Genomic DNA, 13,209 nt, shown 5'->3' with positions numbered 1-13,209 from the left:
CCCATCGGGATTTGCAGCGCTTTAAAGTGATACGGTTGAGGCTCAAACCACTTTCACCACATGAACCAAATGCCGCTCGGCATCCAAACCAGGCACGGCCAAGCTATCTACCCCTACTACGTGTACGTCAGCAGGTAGCGACGCGATTTCCTCATAGGGGTATACCCCTTTAAGTGCCGCCCACTCGCCGCCTTCGGCCAACAAATGTCCAGTCAAACGCACAAACTCAGACAATTCAGCAAACGCTCGGGAAGTAATAATTTGAAAACCAGTTTCAGGTTGATATGCTTCAACACGGTCAGTCACCACACTGATATTGTCGAGCTTTAACTCTAAAATCGCTTGTCGCAAAAAAGTGGTTTTTTTGTGATTTGAATCCAGCAAAGTCAGCTGCCAATCGGGCCGAGCAATCGCCAATGGAATACCCGGCGTGCCAAAACCAGAGCCAACATCCAACATGCGTAAAGCATGATCGGGTAACTTGGCCAGCGGAGCGAGTGAATCCAGCAAATGCAGTGGCACCATCCGCTCTGGTTCACGAATCGACGTCAAGCTATAGGTTTTATTCCATTTTTCTAATAGGCCGACATAGGCCAATAGTTTATGTTGCTGTTCGCTACTGAGCTTAAGCCCCATTTCGCTCAAGCCGTTCGCCAGCATTTCGGCAAGGTTTTTATCCACGATCACGCTCATTTCAATTCCTCATCCACGGCGGCGGCCCGCTGGTTTTTTTTTCAAATACACCACTAGCAAGGCCAAAGCCGCTGGTGTTACGCCCGAAATTCGCGAAGCTAAGCCTAATGTTTGTGGGCGTTGCGTACTTAATTTTTGTTGAATCTCTTTCGACAAACCAGAAATCACGCTGTAGTCAAAGTTGTTTGGCAGCACGACGTCTTCTAGGGTATCGCGTTTTGCGACCTCAGATTGTTGTCGTTCGATATAACCCTGATATTTAACGTTAATTTCGATCTGTTCTGCCACAGTTGCATCACTCACACCGGGGCCGGCGACTGCCAGCGTCATTAAGCTGTCATAAGTCACTTCGGGACGGCGTAATAATTCAGCCAAGGTGTATTCACGCTCAATGGCTTTGCCCAAGACGCGCTCGGCATCAGCAGCTGCCAAAATCCGTGGATTAACCCACGTCGACTTCATCCGTTCAAGTTCAGTCGCAATCGCTTCGCGTTTCAACTCAAACGCCTGCCATTGCGCATCGCCAACCAAGCCTAAGCGACGACCATGCTCGGTCAAACGCAGATCAGCGTTATCTTCGCGCAATTGCAAACGGAATTCAGCACGACTAGTAAACATACGGTATGGCTCGGTAACGCCCTTAGTAACCAGGTCATCGACCAATACACCTAGATAGGCTTCGTCACGACCCGGGCACCATGGCGCTTCATCACGCGCGTATAACGCGGCATTCAAACCGGCAAACAACCCCTGCGCGGCGGCTTCTTCATAGCCCGTCGTGCCATTCACTTGCCCCGCAAAGAATAATCCGGCAATGGCTTTGGATTCAAAACTATTTTTTAATGCCCGAGGATCAAAATAATCGTACTCAATGGCATAGCCTGGACGCAAAATGCGCGCGTTTTCTAAACCGACCATCGACTGTACTGCCGCCAGCTGAATGTCAAACGGTAAGCTGGTCGAAATCCCATTCGGATAAAACTCATGGGTGGTTAAGCCTTCGGGCTCAAGGAAAATCTGATGGCTATCTTTATCGGCAAACGATTAATTTTGTCTTCAATACTCGGGCAATAACGTGGCCCGACCCCCTCGATCTTGCCAGTAAACATCGGGCTGCGATCAAAACCAGAGCGAATAATGTCGTGCGTGCGCGCATTAGTTTGCGCAATCCAGCACGGCATTTGCCGTGGGTGCATAGCGCGTGAGCCGCGCAATGAAAACACCGGCTCCGGCGTGTCGCCTGGTTGAATCGGTAAAATACTTAAATTAATGGTCCGACCATCAATGCGTGGCGGCGTCCCAGTCTTTAAGCGTCCAACCGGTAAATTCAATTCACGCAAACGATGCGATAGCGTCACCGATGCCGGATCACCAGCGCGACCACCAACATGGTTCTCTAAACCCACGTGGATTTTGCCGCCCAAGAAAGTCCCTGCCGTCAGCACCACACTGGCTGCCATAAACTCAATACCAATCTGAGTCACTGCACCAATGACTTTATCGCCATCGAGCAGCAAGTCATCGACCGCTTGCTGGAAAATATCCAGATTTTCTTGATTTTCCAACATGCCACGAATCGCGGCTTTATATAAGATTCGATCAGCCTGTGCGCGCGTTGCGCGTACAGCGGGGCCTTTACTGGCGTTGAGCATTTTAAACTGAATGCCGCCCATATCCGTCGCCAATGCCATCGCGCCACCCAGTGCATCGACTTCTTTGACCAAATGCCCCTTACCAATACCACCAATCGATGGATTGCAGCTCATTTGGCCCAAGGTTTCAATATTGTGCGTCAGCAATAAGGTTTTACGCCCCATTCGGGCGCTAGCTAGGGCAGCTTCAGTACCGGCGTGACCACCACCAACTACAATCACATCATATCGAACGGGATAGCGCATGGCGCATTTCCAAATAAAAGCAAAGGGCGAATATTTTAAGGCAAAACAGAGACTTGCGCGAGGAGTTCACCACAATAAAACGGAAAATTTAATGCATTCATTCGCATTACAGGGCGTAATCTTGATTGCCCCTTGAAATGCATCATGGATTAATGATGCAATCGATCAGCAACATAAAAAAAACGCGCAGAATCAATCCGCGCGTTTTTTATCATGCTTTAAAAGTGGTTCAATCCGTTCGATTTAAATACCACTCTGCCGTGCGGCCTCAAGCGCCGCTCCAACAATTCCGGCATCATTTTTTAAATCTGCTGGTACGACAGGAAAACGTAAACCGTTTAAATTAGGAATAAATTTTTCGTGCTTTTTACTAATTCCACCACCAATGATCAAAAAGTCTGGTGAAAATAATAATTGTAAATGCAGTAAATATTGATTTAAACGCTCAGTAAATGCCGGCCATTTCATGCCGCTTTCTTCTTTTACTTTGGCTGAGCAATATTTTTCAGCAATCTCGTCACTTGGAAAAATAAGATGCCCGAATTCAGTATTGCTCACCAACTGGCCATCAACAATCAATGCACTGCCAATCCCAGTGCCCAAGGTAATCACAATCGTTTTACCCTGCCGACCCTTCGCAGCACCAAATACGACTTCTGCCAGACCCGCTGCATCCGCATCGTTCATCAACACCAAGGGCAAGCCCGTCGCTTGAGCCAAAATATCTTGTGCCGGCGCCAAAATCCAGCTCTGATCAACATTGGCGGCCGACAGCGTCACCCCATTGTGCACAATCGCTGGAAAAGTACAGCCAATGGGTCCGGTCCATGCAAAATGCTCAACCAATTGCTTGAGTACTTGTCCAATCGCCTCCGGCGTAGCAGGTTGAGGCGTATCAATGCGATGTCGCTCAGCCAAGAACTCACCAGTGGCTACGTTCACCGGTGCGCCTTTAATGCCCGTGCCTCCGATATCAATACCGAGTACCGCGCGGACTGGTTCATTATTTTCAATCATATGATTTACTTCTCACAAAAAATTAATATTGATACTGGCATCTCTTACATGACAAGAGCCCCGCAATCTCAATGAAACTGTAAATCCAATGGCAATATTTTAACGAGGTTGAATATTTCTTAATTCAATTAATCGTTTTTTTTGCAAATCAGCTTTCTCTTTTAATTGCAATGACTGCTCGCTGCTGAGTCGCAATAGCGCTATCAATGTCAGCCAATTCTTTTTTTGTTACTGCAATCTCCGCCAATAATTCAGCAGAAACAGCGCGCTGATTGTTACTTAATTTATTTAATTGGGACTGCTGTACGTCCAAGCGCTTTTGTACGGTTGCGCGACGTAACACATTGGTTTGCATCCCAGCATCAACCGCCTCAATTTGTCGATCACGCAATAAATCGACTTCTTCTGGCTTAGAAAAGGATTGGAGCAGTGCCTTATCCGCACGCCGCAGCTCTTGCTCAGCACGTTTTTTCTCTTCTAAAGCCTGCTTTTCTTCCGTGGAGAGTATCGCCTCATTGCCTTTGCGTATCCGCGCTGATTTATCTAATTCCATAAGGGATTTTGACTGACCAACCGGCGGCTTATCGCTATATTGCACCTTACCTGTTTCATCAACCCAACGATATACTGTCGCATAACACAGTTGATGAAATAGCAATAATGGCAATACCCACACAAAACGCATATCTACCCTTTAATTAATCAATGCCATACTGACGGCGATAACCTTGCACTCTTCCTAGATTGTCAGTCATTCCTTTTTGTTCTGCAAGAAATCCTAGTAAATCTTGTAACGTTGCAATTGGAATAACCGGAATACCAAACTGTTGTTCGACCTCTTGCACCGCCGAAAAATCACCTTGCCCACGCTCCATCCGATCCAATGCAATCAACACCCCAGCTGGCTCTGCCCCGGCTGCGCGAATCATATTGACCGACTCACGCACTGAAGTACCTGCCGAGATCACATCATCAATAATCATCACCCGACCCTTTAATGGCGCGCCAACTAATACGCCGCCTTCGCCGTGATCTTTCGCTTCTTTGCGGTTAAACACGAAGGGCACATTATGCCCTGCGCTTGATAGTGCGACCGCTGTCGCGGATGCCAGGACAATGCCTTTATACGCAGGTCCAAATAAAACATCGAACTCCACACCCGAGGCCAGCGCAGCCTGCGCGTAAAATCGCGCTAACTCACCGACTGAAGTGCCATCGCTAAAAAGTCCGGCATTAAAAAAGTACGGCGAGGCACGGCCTGCTTTGGTGATAAAATCGCCAAAACAAAGTACTTGTTGCTCTACAGCAAAACGGATGAAGTCGCGGCGAAAATCAGTCATGCGGAATAATCCCTATAAAACATTACTATTTAAACAACCCCGAAGCATATCACCCTTGAACAAGGATTTCTCCCCGTGCGCATCATTTCTGCCAATCTCAACGGTATTCGTTCCGCCACCAGCAAAGGTTTTTTAACTTGGTTAGCCAGCCAAAATGCCGACATTATTGGCGTACAAGAACTGAAAGCACAAGCCGCTGATTTAAGTCCCGAAATGCAAAGCCCCGCAGGCTTCACAGCTTATTTTCACTACGCAGAAAAAAAAGGTTATAGCGGCGTCGGTCTTTACTGCCGCCGAGCTGCAGACCAAGTTATTGTTGGCCTGGGCATTCCTGAAATTGATGCCGAAGGACGCTATTTAGAAGTGCGCTTTGGTAATTTATCGGTCATTTCACTGTATCTGCCTTCTGGTTCATCTTCGGAAGAGCGTCAAGCGGTTAAATTTGTCTTTTTAAAGCACTTTTGGTCGCATTTGGCCACATTATCGGCCTCGGGTCGTGATGTCATCGTAATGGGCGACTGGAATATTGCCCACAATGAAATCGATTTAAAAAACTGGAAAGGCAATTTAAAAAATTCCGGCTTTCTGCCCGAAGAACGCGCTTGGTTTACTCGTATGCTTAATGAACTGCAGCTGGTGGATGTCTGGCGCACGCTATACCCAGAAGTACCAGGCTACACCTGGTGGAGCAACCGAGGTCAGGCCTATGCCAAAGACGTTGGCTGGCGCATCGATTACCAAATCGCGACCCCACAATTAGCTGCCACCGCCCAACAAGCTTACGTCTACAAAGATGAAAAGTTTTCCGATCACGCCCCGCTAGTCATTGATTACGACTATTCAATATAAGCTAGGTATTGCTTCATAGCCTTTAAAAATAAATCGACACAGAGCAATACACCTATGTTTTCTAAATATCTAGCCGTTTTTAATAATCGGCGAATTTGTGCGGCAATGCTACTTGGCTTTGCTTCTGGTCTGCCATTAGCACTCACCGGATCCACACTGCAAGCATGGTTATCCGATGCTGGTTTAGATATTAAAACCATAGGTTGGTTTACCTTGGTTGGACAACCTTATACTTGGAAATTTTTATGGTCACCCCTCGTTGATCGCTTTCCAATGCCATTCTTAGGCCGACGTCGGGGTTGGATTTTAATTACCCAAATTGCGCTTGCCGCAGTCATCGCCAAAATGAGTGGGCTTGATCCACAGACTCACTTAGCCACTTTTGCCTTGATGGCGCTATTAATTGCTTTCTTTTCAGCAACTCAAGACGTCGTCATTGATGCCTACCGCACGGAAGTGCTGCAACCCGAAGAGCGCGGCGCAGGAGCGGCTGTTGGCGTCTTCGGTTATCGAATGGCAATGCTAACATCGGGCGCTGTCGCACTTATTTTGGCCGACGGTATATTAACTTGGGAACAAACTTACCTAGTTATGGCGGGGATTATGGGCACCATGGCCATCGTCACCTTTTTTTCGCCCGAACCTGTATTGCAGACCAAACCACCACTGAGTCTACGTTCTGCAATTATCGATCCATTAAAAGAATTTTTTTCCCGTGATGGCGCGTGGATTCTATTGGCTTTAGTCGTTGCCTATAAACTCGGCGATGCTTTTGCTGGCAGCTTATCGACAAAATTCTTACTCGACATGGGATATAGCAAATCAATTATTGGCCAAGCCTATAAAGTCTTTGGTCTAGTTGCGACTTTAGTCGGGGGGTTTGCCGGAGCCATTTTGATGTTGCGCTGGGGCTTATATAAATCGCTGGTCATTTTTGGCATATTACAAGCACTCACCAATTTAGGTTATTGGCTCATTGCTATTCATGGTTCGCCTGATATTGGTTTGTTACTCTTTGCGATCAGCACCGAGAATCTAGCCGGCGGAATGGGCACAACAGCAGCCGTCGCTCTATTAATGAGCTTATGTAACCCGAATTTTACGGCAACTCAATATGCGCTCTTATCTGCATTAACTGCTTTTGGTCGAGTTTATGTAGGACCTGCGTCTGGTTATCTCGTTACTGCAGTGGGTTGGTCGCACTTCTTTATGATCTCAGCCGCAATTGCATTACCAGGACTCGCTTTATTATTTGTTCTGCGTAAAACAATACATAAACTAGATCAATAAATAATTATTGAGTGCATTTCATATCACGATGAATCTATTAATTCATCGTGATTTTTTATACTTTCAATTCAACTTCAGTCCAAATCCCATCAATACATCGCAATTCTTCACCCAAACTTGATGACTCAGCCACTAATGCCCATTTTTGTGCCGTCGTTAACTGCTTAATCGCATATTCAACCCGCAAAGCAACACGTTGATCATTACAAACCCAGCTAGTTAAAATCCGTTCAGGAGGAAAAGCTCGTGTATAGCGAGCGCCTTTTCCATTGAGATGCTGTGCATATCGACGTTCTATATCCGTTGTTATACCGGTATACAACCGATTACCTCGGCAAACCAAAATATACACAAACCAAGTCATGAGATCGCAACCCCTAAGATCTACAATCCACTCCATCATAGCATCACTACAAAAGCTTCAGGCTAAGGTATATTCTTCAGTAGTCTATATTGCAAGGGTTAGGAAGAGATACAGTACATTGGTATCTACAATTTGTACTCCAGCGCCGAAACGACGCACAGCAAAAAGCCCGACTCTTTCGAATCGGGCTTCTCTATAGGGAAGTCTGGCAATGACCTACTTTCACACGGGCAATCCGCACTATCATCGGCGCTGAGGTGTTTCACTGTCCTGTTCGGGATGGGAAGGAGTGGGACCACCTCGCTATGGTCGCCAGACATTAAACTGTCTGGTGCAACTCTTTCGAGTCACACGAGAGTTATCGCATTCAGCTTCTGCTCTTGACTTGGAATCTTATTTCCTCATCTCACAACCGCCTACAACGCTAACTCGTAAAATCAATAGAAGAAGTAATTATACTACACTTTCCAACCACACTGTTTCAGTATTTGTCTTCGTATTCATGCACTTACGTACATTCCTACGTATTTGGGTCGATTATATCCTTCGTCGCACTACGCGCTTCAGGTTATAGGATCAAGCCTCACGAGCAATTAGTATTGGTTAGCTTAACGCATTACTGCGCTTCCACACCCAACCTATCAACGTCCTGGTCTCGAACGACTCTTTAGAGGATTTAAAACCCTAGGGAAATCTCATCTTGAGGCAAGTTTCGCGCTTAGATGCTTTCAGCGCTTATCTCTTCCCGACTTAGCTACCCGGCAATGCCACTGGCGTGACAACCGGTACACCAGAGGTCAGTCCACTCCGGTCCTCTCGTACTAGGAGCAGCCCCTCTCAAATTTCCAACGCCCACTGCAGATAGGGACCAAACTGTCTCACGACGTTTTGAACCCAGCTCACGTACCACTTTAAATGGCGAACAGCCATACCCTTGGGACCGGCTACAGCCCCAGGATGTGATGAGCCGACATCGAGGTGCCAAACTCCGCCGTCGATGTGAACTCTTGGGCGGAATCAGCCTGTTATCCCCGGAGTACCTTTTATCCGTTGAGCGATGGCCCTTCCATACAGAACCACCGGATCACTATGTCCTGCTTTCGCACCTGCTCGACTTGTCGGTCTCGCAGTTAAGCCGCCTTTTGCCATTACACTATCAGTACGATGTCCGACCGTACCTAGGCGACCTTCGAGCTCCTCCGTTACAATTTGGGAGGAGACCGCCCCAGTCAAACTGCCTACCATGCACGGTCCCCGATCCGGATAACGGACCAAGGTTAGAACCTCAAAGGGGTCAGGGTGGTATTTCAAGGACGGCTCCACTGAAACTAGCGTCTCAGCTTCAAAGCCTCCCACCTATCCTACACAAACCACTTCAAAGTCCAATGCAAAGCTACAGTAAAGGTTCACGGGGTCTTTCCGTCTAGCAGCGGGGAGATTGCATCTTCACAAACACTTCAACTTCGCTGAGTCTCGGGAGGAGACAGTAGGGCCATCGTTACGCCATTCGTGCGGGTCGGAACTTACCCGACAAGGAATTTCGCTACCTTAGGACCGTTATAGTTACGGCCGCCGTTTACTGGGGCTTCGATCAAGAGCTTGCACCCCATCAATTAACCTTCCAGCACCGGGCAGGCGTCACACCCTATACATCCACTTTCGTGTTGGCAGAGTGCTGTGTTTTTGATAAACAGTCGCAGCCCCCATTTCTCTGCGGCCTTATATAGCTCCAAACGCAAGGTTCTTCACCTATAAGGCACACCTTCTCCCGAAGTTACGGTGTTAATTTGCCGAGTTCCTTCTCCCGAGTTCTCTCAAGCACCTTAGAATACTCTTCCTACCCACCTGTGTCGGTTTGCGGTACGGTTCAATATAAGCTGAAGCTTAGTGGCTTTTCTTGGAAGCAGGGTATCAGTTACTTCATCACCTAAGTGAATCGTCATCATGCCTCAGCGTTAACAGCGTCCCGGATTTGCCTAAGACACCCGCCTACCACACTTAAACCAACTATTCCAACAGTTGGCTAACCTAACCTTCTCCGTCCCCACATCGCACTTATATCAAGTACAGGAATATTAACCTGTTTCCCATCGACTACGCATTTCTGCCTCGCCTTAGGGGCCGACTCACCCTGCGCCGATGAACGTTGCGCAGGAAACCTTGGGTTTTCGGTGAGGGAGCTTTTCACTCCCTTTATCGCTACTCATGTCAGCATTCGCACTTCTGATACCTCCAGCATCCTTCTCAAGACACCTTCACAGGCTTACAGAACGCTCCTCTACCATATGCCATAAATGGTCATATCCGCGTCTTCGGTTATCAATTTGAGCCCCGTTACATCTTCCGCGCAGGACGACTCGACCAGTGAGCTATTACGCTTTCTTTAAATGATGGCTGCTTCTAAGCCAACATCCTGGCTGTCTGTGCCTTCCCACCTCGTTTTCCACTTAATTGATCATTTGGGACCTTAGACGGCGGTCTGGGTTGTTTCCCTCTTGACCCAGGACGTTAGCACCCCAGGTCTGTCTCCCATGCTCGCACTTGACGGTATTCAGAGTTTGCCATGGTTTGGTAAGTCGCGATGACCCCCTAGCCATAACAGTGCTTTACCCCCGTCAGTGATACATGAGGCACTACCTAAATAGTTTTCGAGGAGAACCAGCTATTTCCAAGTTTGTTTAGCCTTTCACCCCTATCCACAGCTCATCCCCTAACTTTGCAACGTTAGTGGGTTCGGACCTCCAGTGCGTGTTACCGCACCTTCATCCTGGCCATGGATAGATCACTTGGTTTCGGGTCTACGCCCAGCAACTATGCGCCCTATTCGGACTCGGTTTCCCTACGCCTCCCCTATTCGGTTAAGCTCGCTACTGAACGTAAGTCGCTGACCCATTATACAAAAGGTACGCAGTCACCCCATTTTTCAAGGGCTCCCACTGTTTGTATGCATCCGGTTTCAGGTTCTATTTCACTCCCCTCCCGGGGTTCTTTTCGCCTTTCCCTCACGGTACTGGTTCACTATCGGTCGATGATGAGTATTTAGCCTTGGAGGATGGTCCCCCCATCTTCAAACAGGATTTCTCGTGTCCCGCCCTACTTCTCGTACGCTTAGTACCACAATTGACTTTTCATATACGGGACTATCACCCACTATGGTTGGACTTTCCATTCCATTCTATTAAGTCTACTGCTATCACGTACAGGCTCTTCCCATTTCGCTCGCCACTACTTTGGGAATCTCGGTTGATTTCTTTTCCTCCGGTTACTTAGATGTTTCAGTTCACCGGGTTCGCTTCGCTAGACCTATGTATTCAGTCTAGGATGACCCAAAAGGGCGGGTTTCCCCATTCGGAAATCGTGGGATCAAAGCACTTTGCCAGCTCCCCCACGCTTATCGCAGGCTATCACGTCCTTCGTCGCCTATCATCGCCAAGGCATCCACCAGATGCACTTATTCGCTTGATCCTATAACCTCAAACACGTAAAACGTATCTCAGATTAATGAAATCGTATTTGCGACTTGCAAGTGAGTTCTCATTTCACTTGCGGTTCAGTTCCACTGGCATGAGACCAGCACAACTGAACAGATACAATCAACCCAATATTTTTACTTTGAAACTAAACTCAACAACAACTGCAAGCAGTTATTCTCAAATCAAATTCCATTACAATGTTTATTGGAATTAATTACTTCTTCTATTTTGTTAAAGAGCGATATTTAATTAATCATTAAATGAATAATCATTCTAATTTTAGAAACCAGAATAAAATACACTGCACACAACAACGTGCAATACATAGAATTCTATTTTCTACAGCAGACAATGGTGGAGGTTAACGGACTCGAACCGTTCACCCCCTGCTTGCAAAGCAGGTGCTCTACCAGATGAGCTAAACCCCCGTGATACTGGTGGGTCAGATAGGAATCGAACCTATGACCCCCGCGTTATCAACACGGTGCTCTAACCAACTGAGCTACTGACCCATATCGTCGTCAAACCAACTCAATGTCAAAGTATCTAATTGCTTAGTACTTCTTCATGTCGTCAAGCCGACATTCTTCAAATCTACAGCCGATGAGTGTGAGTACTTAATCTACCAATCTTTCTCTTGAAAGGAGGTGATCCAGCCGCAGGTTCCCCTACGGCTACCTTGTTACGACTTCACCCCAGTCATGAATCCTACCGTGGTAACCGGACTCCCGAAGGTTATCCTAGCTACTTCTGGTAAAACCCACTCCCATGGTGTGACGGGCGGTGTGTACAAGGCCCGGGAACGTATTCACCGCGACATGCTGATCCGCGATTACTAGCGATTCCGACTTCATGCACTCGAGTTGCAGAGTGCAATCCGGACTACGATCGGTTTTGTGAGATTAGCTCCCCCTCGCGGGTTGGCGACCCTCTGTACCGACCATTGTATGACGTGTGAAGCCCTGGTCATAAGGGCCATGAGGACTTGACGTCATCCCCACCTTCCTCCGGTTTGTCACCGGCAGTCCCATTAAAGTGCTCAACTGAATGTTAGCAACTAATGGCAAGGGTTGCGCTCGTTGCGGGACTTAACCCAACATCTCACGACACGAGCTGACGACAGCCATGCAGCACCTGTGTTACGGTTCCCGAAGGCACTCCTCTATCTCTAAAGGATTCCGTACATGTCAAGACCAGGTAAGGTTTTTCGCGTTGCATCGAATTAATCCACATCATCCACCGCTTGTGCGGGCCCCCGTCAATTCCTTTGAGTTTTAGTCTTGCGACCGTACTCCCCAGGCGGTCTACTTCACGCGTTAGCTGCGTTACTAAGCTCCGAAAAGCCCAACAACTAGTAGACATCGTTTAGGGCGTGGACTACCAGGGTATCTAATCCTGTTTGCTCCCCACGCTTTCGTCCATGAGTGTCAGTATTAGGCCAGGGGGTTGCCTTCGCCATCGGTGTTCCTCCACATCTCTACGCATTTCACTGCTACACGTGGAATTCCACCCCCCTCTCCCATACTCTAGCGAGACAGTCATAAACGCAATTCCTAGGTTGAGCCCAGGGATTTCACGTCTATCTTATCAAGCCACCTGCGGACGCTTTACGCCCAGTAATTCCGATTAACGCTTGGACCCTACGTATTACCGCGGCTGCTGGCACGTAGTTAGCCGGTCCTTATTCTTCGGGTACTGTCATCCCCAGTAGTTATTAACCACTAGGATTTCCTCCCCGACAAAAGCGCTTTACAACCCGAAGGCCTTCTTCACGCACGCGGCATTGCTGGATCAGGCTTTCGCCCATTGTCCAAGATTCCCCACTGCTGCCTCCCGTAGGAGTCTGGACCGTGTCTCAGTTCCAGTGTGGCGGATCGTCCTCTAAGACCCGCTACTGATCGTTGCCTTGGTAGGCCTTTACCCTACCAACTAGCTAATCAGCCATCGGCTGCTCCAATAACGTGAGGCCTTGCGGTCCCCCACTTTCCCCCTCAGGGCGTATGCGGTATTAGCACTCCTTTCGAAGCGTTATCCCCCATTACTGGGTACATTCCGATGTATTACTCACCCGTTCGCCACTCGTCAGCGGTGCAAGCACCCTGTTACCGTTCGACTTGCATGTGTAAAGCATGCCGCCAGCGTTCAATCTGAGCCAGGATCAAACTCTTTCGTTTAATCTAGCTGAATTTACATACTTGGCTTAGTACTCATTACTCAAAGAAACACTTGGTTAAAAACCAAGATTTCTTTTAAATCTTGAGTGTAAGCACTTGTTTGACTGGCAA

Annotated in this window: 8 protein-coding genes, 2 tRNA genes, 3 rRNA genes and 1 pseudogene; 2 read left to right on the top strand and 12 right to left on the bottom strand. The window is 47.9% G+C overall.

Annotated features, from left to right (window positions below; all coding sequences use genetic code 11):
• Positions 1-42: 42 nt before the first annotated feature.
• The 5 genes and pseudogenes from rsmG to pyrE form a co-directional block, all read right to left on the bottom strand.
• Entirely contained in the window at positions 43-693 is a 651-nt protein-coding gene (gene rsmG, locus GKO28_RS09305) for a 16S rRNA (guanine(527)-N(7))-methyltransferase RsmG (RefSeq protein ID WP_182076065.1), read from the bottom strand.
• Positions 694-702: 9 nt separating this feature from the next.
• Positions 703-2,591, bottom strand: a pseudogene (gene mnmG, locus GKO28_RS09300) (tRNA uridine-5-carboxymethylaminomethyl(34) synthesis enzyme MnmG).
• Between the two features lie 243 nt (positions 2,592-2,834).
• Positions 2,835-3,608, bottom strand: coding sequence for a polyphosphate--glucose phosphotransferase (ppgK, locus tag GKO28_RS09295; RefSeq protein WP_182076064.1), 774 nt, complete (start codon positions 3,606-3,608; stop codon positions 2,835-2,837).
• A gap of 148 nt (positions 3,609-3,756) precedes the next feature.
• The gene (locus GKO28_RS09290) at positions 3,757-4,293 is read right to left on the bottom strand and encodes a DUF4124 domain-containing protein (protein WP_182076063.1); all 537 of its coding nucleotides are present in this window, start codon (positions 4,291-4,293) and stop codon (positions 3,757-3,759) included.
• Between the two features lie 13 nt (positions 4,294-4,306).
• Complete coding sequence (pyrE, locus tag GKO28_RS09285) at positions 4,307-4,948, bottom strand: orotate phosphoribosyltransferase (RefSeq protein WP_182076062.1); 642 nt, start codon at positions 4,946-4,948, stop codon at positions 4,307-4,309.
• Positions 4,949-5,023: 75 nt separating this feature from the next.
• On the opposite strand from pyrE, the gene GKO28_RS09280 reads away from it, so the two are divergent.
• Entirely contained in the window at positions 5,024-5,797 is a 774-nt protein-coding gene (locus GKO28_RS09280; protein WP_182076061.1) for an exodeoxyribonuclease III, read from the top strand.
• Here GKO28_RS09280 and GKO28_RS19720 read toward each other — a convergent pair.
• Positions 5,785-5,997, bottom strand: coding sequence for a hypothetical protein (locus GKO28_RS19720; protein ID WP_247646852.1), 213 nt, complete (start codon positions 5,995-5,997; stop codon positions 5,785-5,787). The two genes, GKO28_RS09280 and GKO28_RS19720, sit on opposite strands and share 13 nt — an antisense overlap.
• Here GKO28_RS19720 and GKO28_RS09275 point away from each other — a divergent pair.
• Entirely contained in the window at positions 5,903-7,087 is a 1,185-nt protein-coding gene (locus GKO28_RS09275; RefSeq protein ID WP_247646749.1) for an MFS transporter, read from the top strand. The two genes, GKO28_RS19720 and GKO28_RS09275, sit on opposite strands and share 95 nt — an antisense overlap.
• A 55-nt stretch (positions 7,088-7,142) precedes the next feature.
• On the opposite strand, the gene GKO28_RS09270 is transcribed toward GKO28_RS09275, so the two are convergent.
• The 6 genes from GKO28_RS09270 to GKO28_RS09245 all read right to left on the bottom strand — a co-directional run bounded on the left by GKO28_RS09270 (position 7,143) and on the right by GKO28_RS09245 (position 13,098).
• Positions 7,143-7,451, bottom strand: a complete 309-nt coding sequence (locus GKO28_RS09270) for a GIY-YIG nuclease family protein (RefSeq protein ID WP_182076060.1) — start codon at positions 7,449-7,451, stop codon at positions 7,143-7,145.
• A 203-nt stretch (positions 7,452-7,654) separates the two neighbouring features.
• Positions 7,655-7,768: ribosomal RNA gene (rrf, locus tag GKO28_RS09265) — 5S ribosomal RNA — on the bottom strand.
• Positions 7,769-8,023: 255 nt separating this feature from the next.
• Positions 8,024-10,916, bottom strand: a 23S ribosomal RNA gene (locus GKO28_RS09260).
• A gap of 360 nt (positions 10,917-11,276) precedes the next feature.
• Positions 11,277-11,352, bottom strand: a tRNA-Ala gene (locus GKO28_RS09255).
• A 7-nt stretch (positions 11,353-11,359) separates the two neighbouring features.
• Positions 11,360-11,436: transfer RNA gene (locus GKO28_RS09250), tRNA-Ile, on the bottom strand.
• 128 nt (positions 11,437-11,564) lie between these two features.
• A 16S ribosomal RNA gene (locus tag GKO28_RS09245) occupies positions 11,565-13,098 on the bottom strand.
• The 16S, 23S and 5S rRNA genes sit together here with 2 tRNA genes alongside, the layout of an rRNA operon.
• Positions 13,099-13,209: the final 111 nt, after the last annotated feature.

The sequence above is a fragment of the Deefgea sp. CFH1-16 genome (assembly GCF_016881365.1).
Classification (GTDB): Bacteria; Pseudomonadota; Gammaproteobacteria; order Burkholderiales; family Chitinibacteraceae; genus Deefgea.
The sequence above is the reverse complement of the archived record's forward strand: the minus strand, read 5'-3'. Positions and strand labels throughout refer to the sequence as shown.

What these genes read in the sequence shown, in the direction of transcription:
- GKO28_RS09270 (WP_182076060.1), bottom strand. Translation starts at nt 7,451, where the DNA reads ATGACTTGGTTTGTGTATATTTTGGTTTGCCGAGGTAATCGGTTGTAT.
- pyrE (WP_182076062.1), bottom strand. Translation starts at nt 4,948, where the DNA reads ATGACTGATTTTCGCCGCGACTTCATCCGTTTTGCTGTAGAGCAACAA.
- GKO28_RS19720 (WP_247646852.1), bottom strand. Translation starts at nt 5,997, where the DNA reads ATGGTTTTAATATCTAAACCAGCATCGGATAACCATGCTTGCAGTGTG.
- rsmG (WP_182076065.1), bottom strand. Translation starts at nt 693, where the DNA reads ATGAGCGTGATCGTGGATAAAAACCTTGCCGAAATGCTGGCGAACGGC.
- ppgK (WP_182076064.1), bottom strand. Translation starts at nt 3,608, where the DNA reads ATGATTGAAAATAATGAACCAGTCCGCGCGGTACTCGGTATTGATATC.
- GKO28_RS09290 (WP_182076063.1), bottom strand. Translation starts at nt 4,293, where the DNA reads ATGCGTTTTGTGTGGGTATTGCCATTATTGCTATTTCATCAACTGTGT.
- GKO28_RS09275 (WP_247646749.1), top strand. Translation starts at nt 5,903, where the DNA reads ATGCTACTTGGCTTTGCTTCTGGTCTGCCATTAGCACTCACCGGATCC.